Source organism: Aeromonas sp. R10-1 (assembly GCF_040908465.1).
GTDB lineage: Bacteria > Pseudomonadota > Gammaproteobacteria > Enterobacterales > Aeromonadaceae > Aeromonas > Aeromonas caviae.
This window is the reverse complement of the sequence record NZ_JBFODT010000004.1, coordinates 44764-64584: the sequence shown is the minus strand read 5'-3', so window position 1 is coordinate 64584 and position 19821 is coordinate 44764. Positions and strand designations below refer to the sequence as shown.

16 protein-coding genes are annotated in these 19821 nt (G+C 62.7%); 10 read left to right on the top strand and 6 right to left on the bottom strand.

Annotated features, from left to right (window positions below; genetic code table 11):
- From hemB to AB5Y93_RS01120, 4 genes are all read left to right on the top strand, one after another.
- A complete protein-coding gene (gene hemB / locus AB5Y93_RS01135) occupies window positions 1–1020 on the top strand; it encodes a porphobilinogen synthase (protein ID WP_323923561.1) in 1020 nt (339 codons plus the stop codon).
- A 221-nt stretch (window positions 1021–1241) separates the two neighbouring features.
- The gene (prlC, locus tag AB5Y93_RS01130; RefSeq protein ID WP_368228670.1) at window positions 1242–3284 is read left to right on the top strand and encodes an oligopeptidase A; all 2043 of its coding nucleotides are present in this window, start codon (window positions 1242–1244) and stop codon (window positions 3282–3284) included.
- 234 nt (window positions 3285–3518) lie between these two features.
- Window positions 3519–6086 carry a bifunctional diguanylate cyclase/phosphodiesterase gene (locus AB5Y93_RS01125; protein ID WP_039041083.1) on the top strand — a complete coding sequence of 856 codons (2568 nt, stop codon included), beginning with the start codon at window positions 3519–3521 and terminating at the stop codon, window positions 6084–6086.
- Between the two features lie 60 nt (window positions 6087–6146).
- A complete protein-coding gene (locus AB5Y93_RS01120) occupies window positions 6147–6896 on the top strand; it encodes a class I SAM-dependent methyltransferase (RefSeq protein WP_029313422.1) in 750 nt (249 codons plus the stop codon).
- Window positions 6897–6966: 70 nt separating this feature from the next.
- On the opposite strand, the gene AB5Y93_RS01115 is transcribed toward AB5Y93_RS01120, so the two are convergent.
- The 3 genes from AB5Y93_RS01115 to rhlB are packed head-to-tail and all read right to left on the bottom strand — an operon-like array spanning window position 6967 to window position 10033.
- On the bottom strand, window positions 6967–7227 hold the full coding sequence (locus tag AB5Y93_RS01115; RefSeq protein WP_226043558.1) for a Rho-binding antiterminator: 261 nt from the start codon (window positions 7225–7227) through the stop codon (window positions 6967–6969).
- Between the two features lie 12 nt (window positions 7228–7239).
- Window positions 7240–8730 (bottom strand): guanosine-5'-triphosphate,3'-diphosphate diphosphatase, encoded by a 1491-nt coding sequence (gene gppA / locus AB5Y93_RS01110; protein WP_049636360.1) that lies wholly within the window; start codon window positions 8728–8730, stop codon window positions 7240–7242.
- A gap of 13 nt (window positions 8731–8743) precedes the next feature.
- The gene (gene rhlB / locus AB5Y93_RS01105; RefSeq protein WP_368228669.1) at window positions 8744–10033 is read right to left on the bottom strand and encodes an ATP-dependent RNA helicase RhlB; all 1290 of its coding nucleotides are present in this window, start codon (window positions 10031–10033) and stop codon (window positions 8744–8746) included.
- 113 nt (window positions 10034–10146) lie between these two features.
- Here rhlB and trxA point away from each other — a divergent pair, with 113 nt between their 5' ends.
- The 5 genes from trxA (at window position 10147) to fre (ending at window position 15417) form a co-directional block, all read left to right on the top strand.
- The gene (gene trxA, locus AB5Y93_RS01100) at window positions 10147–10473 is read left to right on the top strand and encodes a thioredoxin TrxA (protein ID WP_010672369.1); all 327 of its coding nucleotides are present in this window, start codon (window positions 10147–10149) and stop codon (window positions 10471–10473) included.
- Window positions 10474–10680: 207 nt separating this feature from the next.
- On the top strand, window positions 10681–11946 hold the full coding sequence (gene rho / locus AB5Y93_RS01095; protein ID WP_010672370.1) for a transcription termination factor Rho: 1266 nt from the start codon (window positions 10681–10683) through the stop codon (window positions 11944–11946).
- Between the two features lie 106 nt (window positions 11947–12052).
- Entirely contained in the window at window positions 12053–13060 is a 1008-nt protein-coding gene (locus AB5Y93_RS01090) for a hypothetical protein (protein WP_368228668.1), read from the top strand.
- A gap of 33 nt (window positions 13061–13093) precedes the next feature.
- The gene (gene ubiD, locus AB5Y93_RS01085; protein WP_052815127.1) at window positions 13094–14563 is read left to right on the top strand and encodes a 4-hydroxy-3-polyprenylbenzoate decarboxylase; all 1470 of its coding nucleotides are present in this window, start codon (window positions 13094–13096) and stop codon (window positions 14561–14563) included.
- A 155-nt stretch (window positions 14564–14718) separates the two neighbouring features.
- Window positions 14719–15417 (top strand): NAD(P)H-flavin reductase, encoded by a 699-nt coding sequence (gene fre, locus AB5Y93_RS01080; RefSeq protein ID WP_010672373.1) that lies wholly within the window; start codon window positions 14719–14721, stop codon window positions 15415–15417.
- 139 nt (window positions 15418–15556) lie between these two features.
- On the opposite strand, the gene AB5Y93_RS01075 is transcribed toward fre, so the two are convergent.
- Entirely contained in the window at window positions 15557–15814 is a 258-nt protein-coding gene (locus AB5Y93_RS01075; RefSeq protein WP_041212039.1) for an accessory factor UbiK family protein, read from the bottom strand.
- Window positions 15815–16115: 301 nt separating this feature from the next.
- Between AB5Y93_RS01075 and AB5Y93_RS01070 the strand changes: the two genes are divergently transcribed.
- The gene (locus tag AB5Y93_RS01070; protein ID WP_053288913.1) at window positions 16116–18533 is read left to right on the top strand and encodes a VolA/Pla-1 family phospholipase; all 2418 of its coding nucleotides are present in this window, start codon (window positions 16116–16118) and stop codon (window positions 18531–18533) included.
- Window positions 18534–18592: 59 nt separating this feature from the next.
- Here the strand turns inward: AB5Y93_RS01070 and glpG are convergent, their stop codons facing one another.
- Both glpG and glpE read right to left on the bottom strand, forming a co-directional pair.
- Complete coding sequence (gene glpG / locus AB5Y93_RS01065; protein WP_161653360.1) at window positions 18593–19426, bottom strand: rhomboid family intramembrane serine protease GlpG; 834 nt, start codon at window positions 19424–19426, stop codon at window positions 18593–18595.
- Between the two features lie 29 nt (window positions 19427–19455).
- Window positions 19456–19779, bottom strand: coding sequence for a thiosulfate sulfurtransferase GlpE (glpE, locus tag AB5Y93_RS01060; protein ID WP_368228667.1), 324 nt, complete (start codon window positions 19777–19779; stop codon window positions 19456–19458).
- Between the last annotated feature and the right edge of the window lie 42 nt (window positions 19780–19821).

Here is a 19821-nt window from a genome sequence, read left to right as displayed (position 1 = left end):
ATGGCCACAACTCTTCCGGGGGCCTTCCCGGGCCGTCGCCTGCGCCGGGTGCGCAAACATGACTTCAGCCGCCGCCTGGTGCGCGAGAACGTACTGACCGTCGACGATCTCATCTATCCCGTGTTCGTGCTGGAGGGGGAGGGTCAGCGAGAGGCCGTTGCCTCCATGCCGGGGGTGGACAGGCTCTCCATCGATCTGCTGCTCGAAGAGGCCGCCGAACTGGTGGCCCTGGGTGTGCCGGCGGTGGCCCTGTTCCCGGTGACGCCGCTGGAGAGAAAGAGTCTGATGGCGGAAGAGGCCTACAACCCGGATGCCCTGGCCCAGCGGGCGACCCGTGCCATCAAGGCGCGCTTCCCGGAGCTCGGGGTCATCACCGATGTGGCGCTCGACCCCTTCACCACCCATGGCCAGGACGGCATCATCGATGACGAAGGCTATGTGCAGAACGACATCACCACCGAGATCCTGGTGAAGCAGGCGCTCTCCCATGCGGCCGCCGGGGCCGACATGGTGGCCCCGTCCGACATGATGGACGGCCGCATCGGTGCCATCCGCGCGGCGCTGGAGGAGAATGGCTTCGTCAACGTGCAGATCATGGCCTACTCCGCCAAGTACGCCTCCCACTACTACGGCCCGTTCCGCGATGCGGTGGGCTCCGCCGCCAACCTCGGCAAGAGCAACAAGGCCACCTACCAGATGGATCCGGCCAACGGCAACGAAGCCCTGCACGAAGTGGCCCTCGACATCGCCGAAGGGGCGGACAGCGTCATGGTCAAGCCGGGCATGCCCTACCTGGACATCATCCGCCGGGTGAAGGATCAGTTCGGCGTGCCGACCTTCGCCTATCAGGTGAGCGGCGAGTACGCCATGCACATGGCGGCGATCCAGAATGGCTGGCTCAAGGAGAAGGAGTGCGTGATGGAATCCCTGCTCTGCTTCAAGCGGGCCGGGGCCGATGGCATTCTCACCTACTTCGCCAAGCGGGTCGCCCAGTGGTTGAAAGAGGACGCCCGACGCTGAGGCGGGGAGTGTCCATGCCCTCACAATGCCGGCCCTCGGGCCGGCATTGTCGTCTCTGGCAGATGAAGTGCTGGTTTTATGAACAAAATGCCTGAAAAAGTGGGCAACAAGCCCGTCTCTTGGCGGCAAAGGCTTGATAAATGGGGTTTCTGCCTACATCTTAGATGGTCCAAGCAGGCTTCTGGACGGCAGGGGCTGCAGAGCATTTAGAGGTACCGCAGATGACTAACCCTTTGCTGACAATGGACTCGCTGCCTCCCTTCAGCCAGATCCAGCCCGATCAGGTGCAACCTGCCGTGACGCAGGCCATCGCCGATTGCAAACAGAAGATTGAGGATGTGCTGGCCCAGAAGGAGCCTCACACCTGGGACAGCCTGATCGCCCCGCTGGAAGAGGTCAACGACCGCCTCTCCCGGATCTGGTCCCCCATCAGCCACCTCAACGCCGTGCAGAACAGCGAGGCGCTGCGGGCGGCTCACGATGCCTGCCTGCCGCTGCTGTCCGAATTCCAGACCTATGTCGGTCAGCATGAAGGGCTCTATCAAGCCTATCTGGCCCTCTCCGAGAGCGATGACTTCCCCCGGCTGGATGATGCCCAGCGCAAGGAGATCCTGAACACCCTGCGCGATTTCCGCCTCTCCGGCATCGGTCTGCCTGCCGAGGCGCAGCAGCGTTACGGCGAGATCCAGGCCCGCCTCTCGGAGCTCGCCTCCCGTTTCAGCAACAACGTGCTGGACGCGACCCAGGGCTGGCACAAGCTGGTGACCGACGAGGCCGAGCTGGCTGGTCTGCCCGCGAGCGCCCAGGCTGCCGCGCGCCAGATGGCCGAACTCAAGGGCAAGGAGGGGTGGCTGTTCACCCTGGACATCCCCTCCTACCTGCCGGTGATGATGTATGCCGACAGCCGCGCCCTGCGTGCCGAGCTGTATGAGGCCTTCACCACCCGCGCCTCCGACCAGGGCCCCAACGCCGGCAAGTGGGACAACTCCGCCATCATGACCGAGTTGCTCACCCTGCGCCGGGAGCTGGCCCGACTGCTGGGCTTTGCCAACTATGCCGAGCTCTCCCTCGCGACCAAGATGGCGGACAAGCCGGAGCAGGTGGTGGAGTTCCTCACCGACCTGGCTGCCAAGTCCCTGCCCCAAGGCAAGGCGGAGCTGGAGGAGATCCGCGCCTTTGCCGCCGAGCAGCACGGTCAGGACGAACTGGCGGCCTGGGATCTTGCCTATTACGCAGAAAAGCTCAAACAGCACAAGTTTTCGGTCTCTGATGAGCAGTTGCGTCCTTATTTCCCCGCCGGTCGGGTCGTGAAGGGGCTGTTCGAGGTGGTCAAGCGGGTGTTCGGCATGAAGGTGCGCGAGCGTCTCGGCATCGACACCTGGCACCCGGACGTGCGCTTCTACGACATCTTTGACGCCGATGACGAGCTGCGCGGCAGCTTCTACCTGGATCTCTACGCCCGCGAGCACAAGCAGGGCGGCGCCTGGATGGATGTCTGCCTGGGTCGCCGCTACCGTCAGGACGGCTCCCTGCAAAAGCCGGTGGCCTACCTGACCTGCAACTTCAACGGCCCGGTGGACGGCAAACCGGCCCTGTTCACCCACAACGAAGTGGTCACCCTGTTCCACGAGTTCGGCCACGGCATTCACCACATGCTGACCCGCATCGATGTGGCTGGCGTGGCCGGCATCAACGGCGTGGCCTGGGATGCGGTGGAGCTGCCGAGCCAGTTCCTCGAGAACTGGTGCTGGGAGTCCGAGGCGCTGGCCTTCATCTCCGGCCATTACGAGACCGGGGAGCCGCTGCCCGCCGATCTGCTGGAGAAGATGCTGACCGCCCGCAACTTCCAGGCGGCGATGCAGATGCTGCGCCAGCTGGAGTTCGCCCTGTTCGACTTCCGTCTGCACCAGACCTTTGACCCGGCCAGAGCGGATCAGATCCCTGCGCTGCTGGATGAGGTGCGCAGCCAGGTCGCCGTGATGACGCCTCCGGCGTTCAACCGCTTCCAGCACAGCTTCTCCCACATCTTCGCGGGCGGCTACGCGGCGGGCTACTACAGCTACAAGTGGGCCGAGGTACTCTCTGCCGACGCCTTCTCCCGCTTCGAGGAGGAGGGGATCTTCAACCCGGCCACCGGCCACTCCTTCCTGAAGAACATTCTGGAAAAGGGCGGCTCCAGGGAGCCGATGGAGCTGTTCCGTGCCTTCCGTGGCCGGGAGCCTCAGGTGGATGCGCTGCTGCGTCACAGCGGTATCGCCGCGTGAGGTCCCGCCGCCACAGTGAGCCTCGATTGGATGAGCTGCCGCGCCACTGCGGGAGCTTCAAGCAGGTACACATTTGCGACATAGTGGGATCGAAACGTGATTTTTGATAGAAAAAGGGACCTTTTGGTCCCTTTTTCCAAGCCTTTTTAATATCTTGCGGAGTGCATGTTTGCACTGTCCCCGCCTCTTCAGTAGAGTCGGGTTCTACCTTCCAGGGAGAGAAAGAACCTTGCCATGAGGCGAGCACTCGAGTCTGTCTATCAAATCATCTCCAGCCTGTCTCATTCGAGTGGTCAGGGATATTTTGATGCCTTTGTGAGTGAAATCGCCAACGCGGTGGGGGCTGACTTCGTCCTGGTGTCCGGCAAGGATCAGGCGGGTCTGTTCTTTACCGTGCATGCCGCCTATCCCGCCTCCCTCGACATCAACGCCTACAGCTTCCCCCTCGCCGACACTCCGGGCGAGATCGCCATGCAGCAGGGTGAAGCCTGGTTCAGTGATCGCACCCGCCAGCTGTTCCCCCACGCCGCCGTGCTGGAGCGCTGCGAGGTGAGAGCCTATGCCGGCGTCGCGCTCAAGAACGCCGAGGGAGAGACCATCGGCCTGTGCAGCGTCATGTTCAAGCGGGCCATGCCGAGAATGGAGAAGATAGTGGGCCTGCTGCGTCTGCTGGCCCCGCTCGCCGGTCGTGAACTGGCGCTGATGTATCAGCAGCGCCAGAGCCAGGAGCAGCCGGCGCAACCGGAACATCACCACTTCCTGGACACCATGATGTCCCATGCGCCCGTGGGCATCGGCAAGGTGGATCTGGGCGGCAAGATCCTCTGGGCGAACCCGGCCATCGAGAAGATGCTTGGCTACAGCCAGGAGGAGCTGCAACAGCTCACCGTCGCCGAAATCAACCACCCGGACGACTGGCAGACCAGCATTGCGCTCTACGACGCCCTCAAGCGGGGAGAGCGTCCCGCGTTTACCCAGGAGAAGCGTTATCTCCATCGGGATGGGACCGTCCTGTGGGGACGGGTGACGGTGACCCTGATCCGCAACGAGCAGATGCACCCCGACTATCTCATGGTGGTGCTGGAGAACATCGATCCCATCAGGCGCCATGCGGAGCAGCTCAAGCTCTCCCACCGGGTCTATGACAACCTCTCCGAAGCCATTCTGGTGTGCGATGCCGACAGTCGCATCATCTCGGTCAATCCGGCCTTCGAGAAGATCACCGGTTACAGCGAGGAGGAGGCGTGCGGCCAGCGGCCCAGCATGCTCAAGTCCGGACTGCACGATCAGACCTTCTATGCGGACATGTACCACGCCTTGGAGCGGGTGGGGATCTGGCGTGGGGAGGTGTGGAACAAGCGCAAGAACGGCAAGCTCTATCCCCAGCAGCTGATGATCAGCGCCGTGCGGGAAGGGGGCAAGATCAGTCAGTACATCGCCATCTTCAGCGATCTTTCCCAGACCAAGCTGGCAGAGCAGAAGATCGCCGCCCAGGCCAACTACGACAACCTCACCGGCCTGCCCAACCGCTGGCTGTTCGGTCGGTGTCTGGCCCGCTTCTGCGAGCGGGGGGAGCGCTTCGCCCTCATGGTGCTCGACCTCAACAACTTCAAGGCGGTCAACAACAGCATGGATCACCATGTGGGCGACGCCCTGCTGCGGGAGGTATCGGATCGGCTGGTGAGCCGGGTGCGCACCGAGGACCTGGTGGCCCGCATCGGCGGCGACGAGTTTGCCTTCCTGGTGCCCGGTATCGTCAACCGCCGTCAGGCCGAGGTGTTTGCCAAGCAGGTGATCGGCGGTTTTGCCCGTCCCTTCATGCTGGCCAACCAGCACCTCTATGTGACCGCCACCCTGGGGATCACTCTCTGTCCCAATGACGGCGGCGACAGCGACGAGCTCTTGCGCAATGCCGAGCAGGCCCTGTTCGTCGCCAAGCGCCAGGGACGCCCCCTCGGCACCTACAACGCCTCCATGCGGGAAGAGGTGAGCCAGCGCCACCAGATGCAGCACGATCTGGCGGAGGCCATCAAGCTGGGCCAGCTGACCATGGCCTACCAGCCCATCTGGGACAACCGCAGCGGCCGGGTCGCCAAGCTGGAGGCCCTGGTGCGCTGGTATCACCCCCACTGGGGTCAGGTCTCACCGGCGGATTTCATCCCGCTGGCGGAAGAGGCGGGGCTCATCCAGGGGCTGGGTGCCCTGGTGCTGTGGCAGTCTTGCCGGGATCTGGCCAGATTGCAGCAGTCCGGCTTCCCGGATCTGCAGATGTCCATCAACCGCTCCACCCTGGAGTTCCAGACCATAGACCCGGAGGCCAACGAGTGGCTCAGGGTGATCCGCCACTTCGAGCTGGATCCGGCGGACATCATCATCGAGATCACCGAATCTCTGCTGATGGAGACCAGCGATCAGCACAGGGTGCGGATCGATGCTCTGCGCGAGGCGGGCTGCAAGCTGGCCATCGACGACTTCGGCACCGGCTACTCGGCACTGAACTACCTGCGTACCTTCCCGGTGGATCTGGTGAAGATCGATCGCTCCTTCGTGCGCCATATTCCCTTCAACGAGCAGGACCGCCTGCTGCTCGACGGCATCATCAACATCGTGCACAACCTCGGCATGCAGGTGGTGATCGAAGGGGTGGAGACCCGGGAGCAGCTCAACTTCCTCTGCCAGAAGGGGTGCGCCTTCACCCAGGGGTATCTGCTCAGCCGCCCGCTGCCCTTCGACGATCTGACCGAGTACCTGAGTCTCAACCGTCAGGGAATGAACCTGGCGAATCTGACCACGGTGAGCTGACCCCCCGCTTCTGCTATCATGCCGGCTTCTGCGCCGTGATGAGTCCATGTTATGCCCCATATTCAGGTTTTCAGTGAAGTGCCCGCCCGCGATGGCGAGCTCGACGCCCTGCGCCAGCGCCTTGCCGACGTGGCGTTTCCCGCTCCCTTCGCCCTGGTGCTGACCGAATCGCGGTTGGAGCTGCGCAAGCTGGACGAACCCAAGCTGGGGGCCGTCTATGTGGACTTCGTGGAAGGGGCGGTGGCCCATAGGCGCAAGTTCGGTGGCGGGCGCGGCCAGTCCATCGCCAAGGCGGTGGGATTGAAGTCGGGAGCCATGCCGACCGTGGTGGATGCCACCGCCGGGCTCGGGCGCGATGCCTTCGTGCTCGCCTCCCTCGGCTGCAAGGTGACCCTGATCGAGCGCAGCCCCGTGGTGGCGGCCCTGCTCCAGGACGGTCTGACCCGGGCGGGGCAGGATCCCGAGATAGGCCCCTGGGTGCGCGAGCGGATGCAACTGCTGCAAGGCCCGGCGGTGGAGACCCTGCTGGCGCTGACCGAGCGGCCGGAGGTCATCTACCTGGACCCCATGTTCCCCCACAAGCAGAAGTCGGCGCTGGTGAAAAAAGAGATGCGGGTGTTCCAGTCCCTGGTGGGGGCGGATCTCGACGCGGATGCTCTGCTGCCAGCGGCGCTCAGGATGGCTGACAAGCGGGTGGTGGTGAAGCGGCCCGACTATGCGGGCTGGCTCAACGAGCACAAGCCCAGCATGGCCATCGAGACCAAGAGCAACCGCTTCGACGTCTATGTGATGGCGGCGCTGGCGAGTTGAGTGGCGACTGGCAGGGAATCTGAGCGTCAAACGAAGAGGGCCAACCTGATCAGGTTGGCCCTCTTGCTATTCATTGGCTGCGGGGTGGGGCGAAGTGGATCCGCTTTTCTTCCCCTTGCCAGACGAGTTCCAGGGTCGCCAGGTCCGCCAGGCTGAGGCGCTCAGCGCGCTCCAGCAGCAGATATTCCACTCCGTCGCTGGCTTCTATGGTGCGGATCCTGTCCGTCCAGGTTCGTCCATCCCGGTCGGTGATCGTGACGGGCAACTGCCAGCTGGCTGCGATCTCCAGCCAGTCGTACAGGTCACAGCTGACGGGTTGGTAATCGGCCATGGGGTGTGCGCCTCAGGCTTCCAGCAGCCGGGTGGACCAGCCCATCTTCTGCTGGCGCTCCACCTCGAGGCGCAGCTCGCTGGCGCGCAGGTAGTGCTCGTCCAGCCACCCCTTGGGCAGGGTCAGGGTCAGGGCATCTTCATCGGCTTGCAGCATGAACCTGGGCACAGTGCCCTGGGTCCGGCGCATGCAGAGGATGAGGGAGATGCGCAGGATGCGGGCCAGCCGGATCGCCTGGCGACCGGTGACGGCGCCCTGTTTCTCCAGCGGCTCCAGCTTGAATTCATCCCGCTGGTTGAACAGCAGGGCCGACAGCAGCTTCTTCTGCGCGGGGGTGAAGCCCGGCATGTCGATGTTGTCGATGATGTAGGCGGCGTGCTGCGGTGCCTTCTTGTACTCGATGCACAGACCGATTTCGTGCAGCAGGGCCGCGTAGCGCAGGATCGGGCGACCGTAGCGCTTGGAGAGGCGCCAGGCCGGCTGCAACTGGGTGAACGCCTCGATGGCGGTGTCGCGGACCCGCTCGGCGTGCTCCTTGTCGAGCTGGTAGCGGCTGATCAGGCTGTCGGCGGTGCGATCCCGGGCATCACAGTCGTGATTGTTGCCGAGCAGGCCGTAGATGAGCCCTTCCCGCAGGGCACCACCCGCCAGGGTCATGCTCTCGATGTCGAGGGTCTCGAAGATGGCGATCAGGATGGCGAGACCGGAGGGGAACACGGTCAGCCGTTCGGCCGCCAGCCCTTCGAGCTGCAACTGATCGAGTCTGCCGCAGGCGATGGCCTGACCCATCAGCTCTTGCAACTTGGGCAGGGTGACCCGCTCGCTCTTGCCCTGGGCCAGCATGATCTCCTGCAGCGCCTGGACGGTGCCGGAGGCGCCGACGCAGGTGCGCCAGCCGAGGACGCGGTAGTCCGCAGCCACTTTCTCCAGTACCGCCTTGGCGGCGGCAATGGCCTGGTTGAAGCGCGCCTCGGAGAGCTCGCCATCACCGAAGTGGTTGTTGAGCCAGGTGACGCAGCCCATGTGCAGGCTGTTGAGCAGCTTGGCTTCACTCTGCTCGCCGATCACCAGCTCGGTGCTGGCCCCGCCGATGTCGATCACCAGCCGGTTGCCTTCCCCTGCCGACGTCCAAGAGACACCTTCATAGATGGTCTTGGCTTCTTCCTCGCCCGAGATGATCTCGATGCTGTGGTTGAGCACCCGTTCCGCTTCGCTGATGAATTCGTCGACGTTGGTGGCCAGGCGCAGGGTGGCGGTGCCCACTACCCGGATGTTGTCGGACGGGATGTCCTGCAACTGCTCGGAGAAGAGGCGCAGACAATCCCAGCCCCGCTCCATGGCGGCACGGTTGAGGCGAAAATCGGCATCGAGGCCGGCGGCGAGGCGTACCTTGCGCTTGACCTTGGTGACGGTGCGCAGGGCACCGGCGACCTCGCGCACCACCAGCATGTGAAAGCTGTTGGAGCCGAGGTCGATGGCGGCATAGAGAGGCGAGTTGTGCAACTTGGCCGATCCCTCAGTTCTTGCGGGGGGGGCGACGACGGTTGTTGCTGTTGCCACCGCCCTGGCGATCCCGCATGTTGCGGTTCACCGGCTGGCGGTTGCGGAACACCCGTTTCGGCGCGGTGACGTCATCCAGCAGCGCCTCGCGGTCATACTTGCTGACCGGGATGGGGTGGTGGATGTACTCCTCGATGGCCGGCAGGTTGAAGGCATAGTCTTCACAGGCCAGGCTGATGGAGTGACCGCTTTTGCCTGCGCGACCGGTACGACCGATGCGGTGGACATAGTCTTCGGCATCGTCGGGCAGGTCGTAGTTGAAGACGTGGGTCACGTCGGGGATGTGCAGACCACGGGCAGCCACGTCGGTGGCGACCAGGATATCCAGGGTACCCTTGGTGAACTCTTCCAGGATCTTCATCCGCTTCTTCTGCGGCACGTCGCCGGTCAGCAGGCCGACGCGGTGGCCGTCGTTCTCCAGCCAGGCGTGAACGTCTTCACAGACGTGCTTGGTGTTGGCGAAGACGATGGCTTTCTCGGGCCACTCCTCTTCCATCAGGGAGAGCAGCAGCAGCATCTTGTCTTCGTTGGAGGGGTAGAACAGCTCCTCCTTGATGCGCACGCCTGTCATCTGTTCCGGCTCTATCTGCACGTGTTCCGGGTGGTTCATGTGCTCGTAGGCCAGCTCCTGCACCCGCAGGGAGAGGGTGGCGGAGAACAGCATGCTCAGACGCTCGGTGGCGGGGGGCATGCGGCGGAACAGGAAACGGATGTCCTTGATGAAGCCCAGATCGAACATGCGATCCGCTTCGTCCAGTACCACGACCTGGATGTTGCCGAGATCGATGACCTTGGACTTGAAGTAGTCGATGATGCGGCCGGTGGTGCCGATCAGGATGTCGACGCCCTGTTCCAGCACGGCCAGCTGCTTGTCGTAGCCTTCGCCACCATAGGCGAGACCGAGCTTGAGCCCGGTAGAGGCTGACATGCTCTCTGCATCGTTATAGATCTGGACGGCCAGCTCCCGGGTCGGGGCCATGATGATGGCGCGGGGCTGGTTGACGAGGCGCGGCCTGGTCAGCGGATGGGTCAGCAAATAGTTGAATGTCGCCGCCAGGAAAGCCAGGGTTTTGCCGGTCCCCGTCTGGGCCTGACCGGCGAGGTCATGACCTTCAACCAGCAGGGGCAGGGACAGTGCCTGGATGGGCGTACAATAGTGAAATCCCTTTGATTCCAGACCAGCCAGAACTTCGGGTTCGAGGCCCATTTGGGCGAATTTTTCGGTCGTTAGATGTGTTTTGCTCATGGCGGTAGGTTATCAGGTTAGGCTTGCAATAATAAACAGGATCATTTCAAATAGGGCAACTATTGCCTTTGTTGAACCATCAATAAAGCCTTAATTACTGACTGGAGTTGGAGATGAGTGACAAGATTGTTCAGCTGAGCGATGCCAGCTTCGAGGCCGATGTAATCAACGCCGACAGCCCTGTTCTGGTCGATTTCTGGGCCGAATGGTGTGGACCGTGCAAGATGATTGCCCCGATCCTGAACGAAGTTGCTCAGGAATATGAAGGTCGCGTGACCGTGGCGAAATTGAACATCGATCATAACGCCGACACTCCGCCCAAGTACGGCATTCGTGGTATCCCGACCCTGCTGCTGTTCAAGAATGGTGAAGTGGCAGCGACCAAGGTCGGCGCCCTGTCCAAGACCCAACTGAAAGAGTTCCTGGACGGCAACCTGTAATAATCAAGAAGGAGCGCATTGCAATAATGCGCTCCTTGTGTTTTATCACCTAGACGCTCACCCTGATTGGTGCTAGTTTATCGCTCGTTTGCTAACCTTTTTGCCTGACTCTTTGCTTAACTACCAGCCTGGCAAGTCAAATCCGATCAGCATCAATCCAGCAGACTGTCTCCTCATTTCAATCCTTGCTTACAGACTTTCACCACTATGAATCTGACTGAACTTAAGAACACTCCTGTGTCCGAGCTGGTCCAGCTTGGCGAATCCATGGGGTTGGAAAATCTGGCTCGGGCGCACAAGAAAGACATTATCTTTGCAATCCTCAAGGCGCACGCCAAGGGCGGCGAGGATATCTTTGGCGACGGTGTGCTGGAAATCCTGACCGACGGTTTCGGTTTCCTGCGCAGTGCAGACGGCTCTTATCTCGCTGGTCCGGATGACATCTATGTCTCCCCGAGCCAGATCCGCCGCTTCAACCTGCGTACCGGCGATACCATTTCCGGCAAGATCCGGCCGCCGAAAGAGGGCGAGCGCTATTTCGCCCTGCTCAAGGTCAACGACGTCAACTACGACCGTCCGGAAAACTCCCGCAACAAGATCCTGTTTGAAAACCTCACTCCCCTGCACGCCAACGAGCGTCTGCGCATGGAGCGTGGCAACGGTTCCACCGAAGACATCACCGCCCGCGTACTGGATCTGGCATCCCCGATCGGCAAGGGCCAGCGCGGTCTCATCGTTGCACCGCCCAAGGCCGGTAAGACCATGCTGCTGCAGAACATCGCCCAGAGCATCGCCTACAACCACCCGGATTGCGAGCTGATCGTGCTGCTGATTGACGAGCGTCCGGAAGAAGTGACCGAGATGCAGCGGATGGTGAAGGGTGAAGTGATCGCCTCCACCTTCGACGAGCCGGCCTCCCGTCACGTCCAGGTCGCCGAAATGGTGATCGAGAAGGCCAAGCGTCTGGTCGAGCACAAGAAGGACGTGGTGATTCTGCTGGACTCCATCACCCGTTTGGCCCGCGCCTACAACACCGTCATCCCGTCTTCCGGCAAGGTGCTGACCGGTGGTGTGGACGCCAACGCCCTGCACCGTCCGAAGCGTTTCTTCGGTGCGGCGCGCAACGTCGAAGAGGGCGGCAGCCTGACCATCATCGCCACCGCGCTGATCGATACCGGCTCCAAGATGGATGAAGTCATCTACGAAGAGTTCAAGGGTACCGGCAACATGGAACTGCACCTCTCGCGCAAGATTGCCGAGAAGCGCGTCTACCCGGCCATCGACATCACCCGCTCCGGCACCCGCAAGGAAGAGCTGCTGACTGCCCCGGACGAGCTGCAGAAGATGTGGATCCTGCGCAAGATCATTCACCCCATGGGCGAGATCGACAGCATCGAGTTCCTCATCGACAAGCTGGCTGCGACCAAGACCAACGACGAGTTCTTCGACTCCATGAAGCGTCAACAGAAGTAACAGCCTCTTCCATGACAAAACCGCGGCCCAGGTCGCGGTTTTTGTTTATCTATTTCACGGCTGGCTTAGTAGTATGAAGCCTCGATGTCACAAGGAAAGGGACGTCATGAAGCTGGTGTTGTTCATATGGATGGGTTGGTTGTGGCTGGCGGCCCCGGTGCATGCCGATTCCCCGCCGCAATTGCAGACTCCCCTGGTGGCGGACGAGGGACTGGAGGGGCATCGGGCGTACCTGGACGGGCGCATGGCGCTCGGGCAGTTTGATGCCATGGACTCGTTGCTCGAGACCCTGTCGGTGGGGCAGCGGGAGTTCCTGTTGTTCCAGTTGCTGGGTGAGCTCAAGTCATCGGGCGCACCGAGCCCGGCGCTGCTGGCCTGGGTGCGGGCACAAGCGGCCAAGGCGCCACAATGGCTGGTGGAAGGGAAGGTGGACGGTTTCCTGGTGCAGCTACCCGCCTATGACTTCCCCGCCGAGGCCCGGCTGGTGCTGAGCCACTGGCAGCAGCTGGCTTGGCAGGACAACTATCGCCAGTTGCTGGAGCAGGATCGCTTCGACTTCAAGCAGGTCTACTACAGCCGCAATCCCGAGCTGGCACAGCAGCAGCAGGCCCTGCTGGCGGTGCTCGATCGGCAGCCGGTATCCGTGCTGCGTCGGGAGGCGCAGCGGCTTGCCGCCCTCAATCTCTTCCTGCCGGACAACCAGTTGCTGCTGCACTTCATCGAACAGACCGGGGAGACGGCACTCTACCTCAAGCTGTGGCGTCAGCCAGTGGATCACGATAGCCTGACTGCACTGCACACCATTTCCCGCTTTTATTCAGGGCAGGAGGCGAGCGATCTGCTGATCGCCGCCAGCCAGAACAGCCGCCTGATGGTCCCCGCCCTGCACCAGCTCAGCCGCCTCTCCCCCTTGCCGGACGTGGCCCAGCAGTTCCTCCTGGCCGAACTCGGCAAGCACCAGTATGGCGGGCTGGTGGCCGGCCTGTTGTTGCAGATGGACGAACCCAGGCTCCTGGGTCAATTGGCAAACCGGCTGACGCTTCAGGAGCGGCGACACGCCTCGTCCGTCATGAGGTCCGATACGGGTACACCGGATACGCCGCCAGGGTTATAATGCGGGACCACCTGATCCCGCTGGGGTACTTGCATGAAATACAAGGACTTGCGTGATTTTATCGCGCAGTTGGAACAAAACGGACAGCTCAGGCGCATCAGTCGCGAGATAGACCCCTATCTGGAGATGACCGAGATCAGCGACCGTACCCTGCGTGCGGGGGGCCCGGCTCTGCTGTTTGAGAATCCCAAGGGCTACACCATGCCGGTGTTGACCAACCTGTTCGGCACACCGGACCGGGTTGCCATGGGCATGGGCCAGCCCAACGTCAGCGCCCTGCGCCAGGTGGGGACCTGGCTCTCCTACCTGAAAGAGCCGGAGCCGCCTCGCGGGCTCAAGGAGCTGATGGAGAAGCTGCCCATCTTCAAGCAGGTGCTCAACATGCCGACCAAGCGGCTCTCTTCGGCCCCCTGTCAGCAGGTGGTGCTGGAAGGGGACGCGGTGGATCTGGATCAGATCCCCATCCAGCACTGCTGGCCCGGGGATGTGGCGCCCCTGGTCACCTGGGGGCTGACCATCACCCGCGGTCCCTACAAGAAGCGACAGAACCTCGGCATCTATCGCCAGCAGAAGATCGGCAAGAACAAGCTGATCATGCGCTGGCTGGATCACCGGGGTGGCGCCATCGATTTTCGCGAGTGGCAGGAGGCCCACCCGGGCGAACGCTTCCCGGTGGCGGTGGCGCTGGGCGCCGATCCGGCGACCATCCTGGGCGCGGTGACGCCGGTGCCGGACAGCCTCTCCGAATACGCCTTTGCCGGTCTGCTGCGGGGCAGCCGTACCGAGGTGGTGAAGGCGCTGAGCTGCGATCTGGAAGTGCCCGCCAGCGCCGAGATCGTGCTGGAAGGCTATCTGGAGCCGGGGGAGATGGCCCCCGAAGGGCCTTACGGCGATCACACCGGCTACTACAACGAAGTGGACGAGTTCCCGGTCTTCACCATCACCCACATGACCATGCGCCGGGATGCCATCTACCACAGCACCTACACCGGCCGTCCGCCCGATGAGCCGGCGGTGCTCGGGGTGGCGCTCAACGAGGTGTTCGTGCCGCTGTTGCAGAAGCAGTTTCCCGAGATAGTGGACTTCTACCTGCCGCCGGAGGGGTGCTCCTACCGGATGGCGGTGGTGACCATCAAGAAGCGTTACCCTGGCCACGCCAAGCGGGTGATGCTGGGGGTCTGGTCCTTCCTGCGCCAGTTCATGTACACCAAGTTCGTGATCGTCTGCGATGATGACATCAACGCCCGCGACTGGAAGGACGTGATCTGGGCCATCACCACCCGGATGGATCCGGCCAGGGACACCACCCTGATCGAGCACACCCCCATCGACTACCTGGACTTCGCCTCGCCGGTCTCCGGGCTCGGCTCCAAGATGGGGCTGGATGCCACCAACAAGTGGCCGGGGGAGACCAATCGCGAGTGGGGTCAGCCCATCGTCCAGGACGAGGCGGTAAAGCAGAAGATCGATGCCATCTGGGACGAGCTGAAGATCCTCGACTGAGGGATCCCCGATGCGGCGCGGCCATTGTGACGCAAAAGTGCGGTATTGCCGTGCCGAATTGGGTATGCTCGACGGACCTGACCACCAACTGGTCGCCATAAAAACAGTGAAACCATGAGCGAAGCGGGCCGGGCAGGCCCCTCACAAGGACAAGAATGCAACGTATCAAGTGCCGCGTAGAGGAACTGCGCGAATATGTCGACACCATCTGGCACGTGGCGCTGGCGCCGCAGCAGGAGGTGAGCTTCAAGCCGGGCCAGTATCTGCTGGTGGTGATGAGCGATTCGGACAAGCGCCCCTTCTCCATCGCCAACTCGCCGACCCGCTCCGGCGTGCTGGAGCTGCAGATCGGTGCCACTCCCGAGAATGCCTATGCCGGTCAGGTGCTGGCCCGCATGCGCGAGCAGGGAGAGATCGAGGTCGAGCTGGCCGCCGGCAAGGCGTTCCTGCGCGACGAATCCCCCCGACCGCTGATCCTGATGGCGGGAGGCACCGGCTTCTCCTATGCCCGCGCCATCCTGGAATACCTGATCGGCAGCGGCAGCAAGCGTCCGGTGTTCCTCTACTGGGGGGTACGCCAGGCGCACTGGCTCTACGAGCTGGAGCAGATGCAGCAGTGGGAGCGCGACTACGCGCCGCTGACCTTCATTCCCGTGGTGCAGGAGCCCGAGAGCGACTGGACCGGCAGGACCGGGCTGGTGCACAAGGCCATCATGGATGACTTCGTCAGCCTGCATGACTACGACATCTATGTGGCGGGCCGCTTCGAGATGGCCGGTGCCGCGCGGGAAGAGTTCAAGGTGCTGGGCGCCGAGCCCGAGCGCATCTTCGGCGATGCCTACGAGTTTATCTGACCACGGCCAACCGCAGAGCGTCGATCTGCCCCCTTATCGTCTTGCGAGAGAAGGGGGGATGAGAAACTCGTTGTCCCCATAAAAACGACAAACCCCAGCCTGGCTGGGGTTTGTGCTATCTACGGCGGGTCACGCCGGATCATTCGCCCTTGGCAGCAAGCTGCTGCTCGAGCTGGGCCAGCTTGGTCTCGAGGGCGGTCAGCTTCTCCCGGGTGCGCAGCAGCACCTTGGTCTGCACGTCGAACTCCTCGCGGCTCACCAGATCCAGCTTGTTGAGCTGAGCCTGCAAGACCTGACGGGTCTTTTTCTCCACCTCTTCACCCATGCTGCGAATGCCGGGGGGCAGGGCGTTGTGTATCTGTTTGGCGATCTCTTCCAGTTTTTTCGGGTCGATCATGGGGGTCTCCTTAAGCAATGGCGCCATTCTACCGACAAATCGTCCCCTTTGCCGAGATCGGGGCGGCTTTTTGCGCCATGGATCCCATCGGGCTCTGGTCGGGTCTGGTTGATGTACCCTGGCTGCTACCCTGTGGCACCGGGAATCAATTCCAATTCCTTGATGGTGTACACAAAAAAATCAGATCAGATGACTGACCAGAGGCTTATTAATTGTTGCGTTGCTGTTAATATGATTCGGTCGGGTTTGAACCCTACCCCGTCAGGCTCATCATGGATAACAACATAAAAGAGATAAGGATATGAAGAAAAAGCTAATTTACGCGGCCGTCGTCAGTGCGCTGCTGAGCGGTTGTGGTGGCAGTGACGACAACACAGGCGATACCTCAAGCTATCTCGATTATCTGCTGAGCGGCTCCAATGCAGTCCGACCCAGCGCCCTGGCAGCCCGTGCGACCGACGGTACCCTGAAATTCTCCACGGAAACGGCGGATCTCTCCAACCCGGTGTCCGCCCTCTCCACCTTGGATGGCTGGTCGACTACCCAGGCGATCCAGATAGTGCCGGTGACGGCCTCCGGCATCCAGGTCAAGGCGCCGGCCGCTGCTGAATTCGCAGCCTCCGTGGCCCCCCTCTACCTGATGGAGCTGGAGTTTGACAGTGCGGCCCTGCGTCCGAGCGGCGTGAAAAAGGTGCTGACCTACGGGGTGGACTTCGTGGTGGCCGAGACGACCGGGAAGCTGAATCTGGTGCCGCTCAAGCCGCTCAACCCCTCTTCCTACTACATGATAGTGGCGACCGATACCCTCAAAGACAGCACGGGTGCCCCCCTGCGACCGGGTAGCGACTACAGCAACTACAAGACCAGCACCGGCAGCAACGCCCAGGAGCAGACCATCAGCGGCCTGATTGCGCTGCAGGAAGGGCTGTTCAAGGCTGCCACCGGCATCACTAGCGACCACGTGATCTTCTCCGACTGGTTCGGTACCCAGTCCGGCGCCGACGTGCTGGTGGCGGTGAAAGGGGCGGCCGCATCCGTGCTCAAGAGCCCGACCCTGGACGCTGCCGCCCTGTGGAAGCAGGACGCCTTGGGCAATACCAGCCTGCCTGGCACCTATACCCTGTCGGTGAGCGGCGGCAGCCCCTTCCTGACCCAGCTGGACGCCGAGAACTTCCTGCCCCAGGAGCAGAAGGATGCGATTGCCGCCGCTTTTGGTGACGGCACTCCACTCCACAATCTGGCCTTGGGTACCACCGTCTACAGCGGCACCGTCAAGCTGCCCTACTTCCTCTCCTCCCCGACCACCGCCGGCTCCTGGGACAAGGCGAAGACCCAGTCCTGGCACGGTGCCATCCCCAGCCTCTACGCCATCGCGAACGCCCTGAAGGCCCAGGATGCCGAAGTGATCGGCGGCCTGGTGGGGGCGGGTGTGGATCCGGCCCTGCTGGGCGAACTCATCGCCGATCCGAGCCGTCAGGCCGAGCTGCTGGCGGAGGCGAGCAAGTTGATCGGGGTGACCCTCACCTCCGGCGGCAAGGCGCTGGATCCCGAGATGAATATCGGGCGCTTCAACCCGCTGCCGGCATTGGAAGAGGTGCAGTCCGTCCCGATGCGGATCTTCGCCGCCGCACCGCTGGCGAACATCACCGACGTGATCATCTATCAGCACGGCGTCACCTCGGTGAAGGAGAACGCCTACGCCCTGGCCCTTGGCCAGATTGGTGCCGGTGCCCAGGCGAGCAAGAACGTGGCCGTGGTGGTGATCGATCATCCGTTGCACGGTGAACGCGGCTTCGCCCTGACCGGCAGCATGGACTCGGTGACCACCTCCGACAACCCGACCCCCTACCTGAACCTGAGCTACCTGACCGTGGCCCGCGACAACCTGAAACAGAGCGTGGCGGATCTGCTGGGCCTGCGTCTGGCGGTGGGGCTGGCCAATGCCAAGGGGGCTATCGGCACCGCTGGCAGCCTCAAGGTACACTTCCTGGGTCACTCTCTGGGTGCCATCGCGGGGGCCAACCTGCTGGCGGTGGCCAACCAGTCTGTTGGCAACCCGACGGCAGACGCCCTGTTCAAGTTCGACACTGGCGGCCTGGCCATGCCGGGTGGCGGCATAGCGCCGCTGTTGCTGAACTCGCCGACCTTCGGCCCGACCATCCAGATGAGCGTGCTGACCGCTGGCAGTGCGGCCCTGAAGGCAGCCTTCACCGCCTACGCCCCGAACTGCAAGACGGCGGTGCCGACCTGCTTCGTCAACGAGTTCCTGCCGAGCCAGGATGCGGCCACCCAGGCCACGGCGGCCAGCACCCTGCAGAGCTACAGCTTCGCGGCGCAGTCGGTGCTGGATTCGGCAGACCCCATCAACCTGGGGAGCGGCATCGCGGCGGACTTCCCGCTGTTTGCCACCGAAATCGTCGGCGACGGCGCCCTGAGCCTGTCGGATCGAGTGATCCCGAACAGCATCGCCACCGCCCCGCTGGGTGGCACCGAGCCGCTGTTCAAGGTCCTGGCCCTGCAACCGCTGACCGCCACCGGCGCCGCCAACCACAGAGCGGCCCGCTTCGTGGCCGGGGGGCACAGCTCGCTGCTGGCACCTGACGAGAACTTCGATCCGACCGGCGCCGTCACCACCGAGATGCAGACCCAGTTCGGCAGCTTCTTCGCAAGCGGCGGTACCGCGGTCAAGGTGACCGACGGCAGCCTGCTCAAGCAGTAAGCCGGCCGACCAATAAAAACGCCGCCCCTTGGGGCGGCGTTTTTTTATGGCAAATCGGCTCAGGCTGGCCTGTGGTGCCTGTCCAGCCAGCCTTGGGCAAGGCCGACCAGCAGGCCGACCAAATAGGCCATGTTGGCGGTGGGGGTGCCGAGCATGTCCAAGAAGCCGAGCACCAGCCAGACCAGCATGAAGCCCATCAGGGCTGGCGGCATGGCGAGGCCGCAATCAGGTTGCAGCCTGGTTCGCAGCCAGCTGTAGCCGAGCAGGGCATAGACCACCCCGGAGAGGCCGCCAAAGCGCGGGCCGCTGACAAAGAACTCGGCGATATTGGGCAGGGCAGCCCCGACGATGAGCAGGATGAACAGCTTGCCGCTGCCGAGGCGCTGCTCTATCTGGCCACCGAGATACCACCACCACAACAGGTTGAACACCAGGTGCAGCACCGAGAAGTGGATGAAGGCCGGGGTGACGTAGCGCCAGGCCTGCCAGTCGGTGAACTGGGCCAGGGTGGGGTGGAAGGCGAGCTCGTCGAAGATGGGCAGGCCGATGGCATCCAGAGCGTAGATGGCCAGGCAGGCGATGATGACCACCAGGGTCAGGGGGCCCGCCTGGTGGAGGAAATCGGTGACCGGATCCGTCATCCCCTTGCTGTAGTCGATCCGGGCATCGGCATGGCCGGATTGCCAGGAGGCCTCCATGTAGCGGGGGTGATTGGGTTCGCTCAGGAAGCGCTTGACCTCCTGCTGGGCCTGGGCGAGGCGCCGTTCGTCTGCCAGCCAGACCGAGACGCCAAGCTCTGACTGGGTCAGCTCGCACGGAATGCCCAGGGTAGCGAGATAATCCACCAGCGCCTGGGCCATGCGTGCGTCACCCAGCACCAGCAGTTGGATCATGCCGGTTGAGGAGGAGCGACCCGCCTCTGTCATGCGTCCCCCGCCTGGATTGGGAACTCCCTGCGCCAGGCCTCGAAACCGCCATCCAGACTATAGACCTCGTCATAGCCTTGTTGCAGCAGGTACTGGGCCGCCCCCTGGCTGCTGTTGCCGTGATAGCACATCACGATGACAGGGGTATCGAAGTCCACCTCGTTCATAAAGCGAACCAGGGTGTCGTTGGTAAGGTGGAAGGCGCCGACTGCGTGGGCCGTCTCGAAGGATTGGGGATCGCGAATGTCCACGAGACGGGCTTCGCCTGCGCTCAGCTTCTGGTGGGCATCATGGGCGCTGATATGGGCAAACTGGTCCATTGAGATGTCCTGAAAATGGAGGGTTGAAGGGCAGTTTACCGC

Coding starts and splice junctions, on each gene's coding strand:
- hemB (WP_323923561.1), top strand. CDS start 1: ATGGCCACAACTCTTCCGGGGGCCTTCCCGGGCCGTCGCCTGCGCCGG.
- prlC (WP_368228670.1), top strand. CDS start 1,242: ATGACTAACCCTTTGCTGACAATGGACTCGCTGCCTCCCTTCAGCCAG.
- AB5Y93_RS01125 (WP_039041083.1), top strand. CDS start 3,519: ATGAGGCGAGCACTCGAGTCTGTCTATCAAATCATCTCCAGCCTGTCT.
- AB5Y93_RS01115 (WP_226043558.1), bottom strand. CDS start 7,227: ATGGCCGATTACCAACCCGTCAGCTGTGACCTGTACGACTGGCTGGAG.
- rhlB (WP_368228669.1), bottom strand. CDS start 10,033: ATGAGCAAAACACATCTAACGACCGAAAAATTCGCCCAAATGGGCCTC.
- trxA (WP_010672369.1), top strand. CDS start 10,147: ATGAGTGACAAGATTGTTCAGCTGAGCGATGCCAGCTTCGAGGCCGAT.
- rho (WP_010672370.1), top strand. CDS start 10,681: ATGAATCTGACTGAACTTAAGAACACTCCTGTGTCCGAGCTGGTCCAG.
- AB5Y93_RS01090 (WP_368228668.1), top strand. CDS start 12,053: ATGAAGCTGGTGTTGTTCATATGGATGGGTTGGTTGTGGCTGGCGGCC.
- ubiD (WP_052815127.1), top strand. CDS start 13,094: ATGAAATACAAGGACTTGCGTGATTTTATCGCGCAGTTGGAACAAAAC.
- fre (WP_010672373.1), top strand. CDS start 14,719: ATGCAACGTATCAAGTGCCGCGTAGAGGAACTGCGCGAATATGTCGAC.
- AB5Y93_RS01075 (WP_041212039.1), bottom strand. CDS start 15,814: ATGATCGACCCGAAAAAACTGGAAGAGATCGCCAAACAGATACACAAC.
- AB5Y93_RS01070 (WP_053288913.1), top strand. CDS start 16,116: ATGAAGAAAAAGCTAATTTACGCGGCCGTCGTCAGTGCGCTGCTGAGC.
- glpG (WP_161653360.1), bottom strand. CDS start 19,426: ATGATCCAACTGCTGGTGCTGGGTGACGCACGCATGGCCCAGGCGCTG.
- glpE (WP_368228667.1), bottom strand. CDS start 19,779: ATGGACCAGTTTGCCCATATCAGCGCCCATGATGCCCACCAGAAGCTG.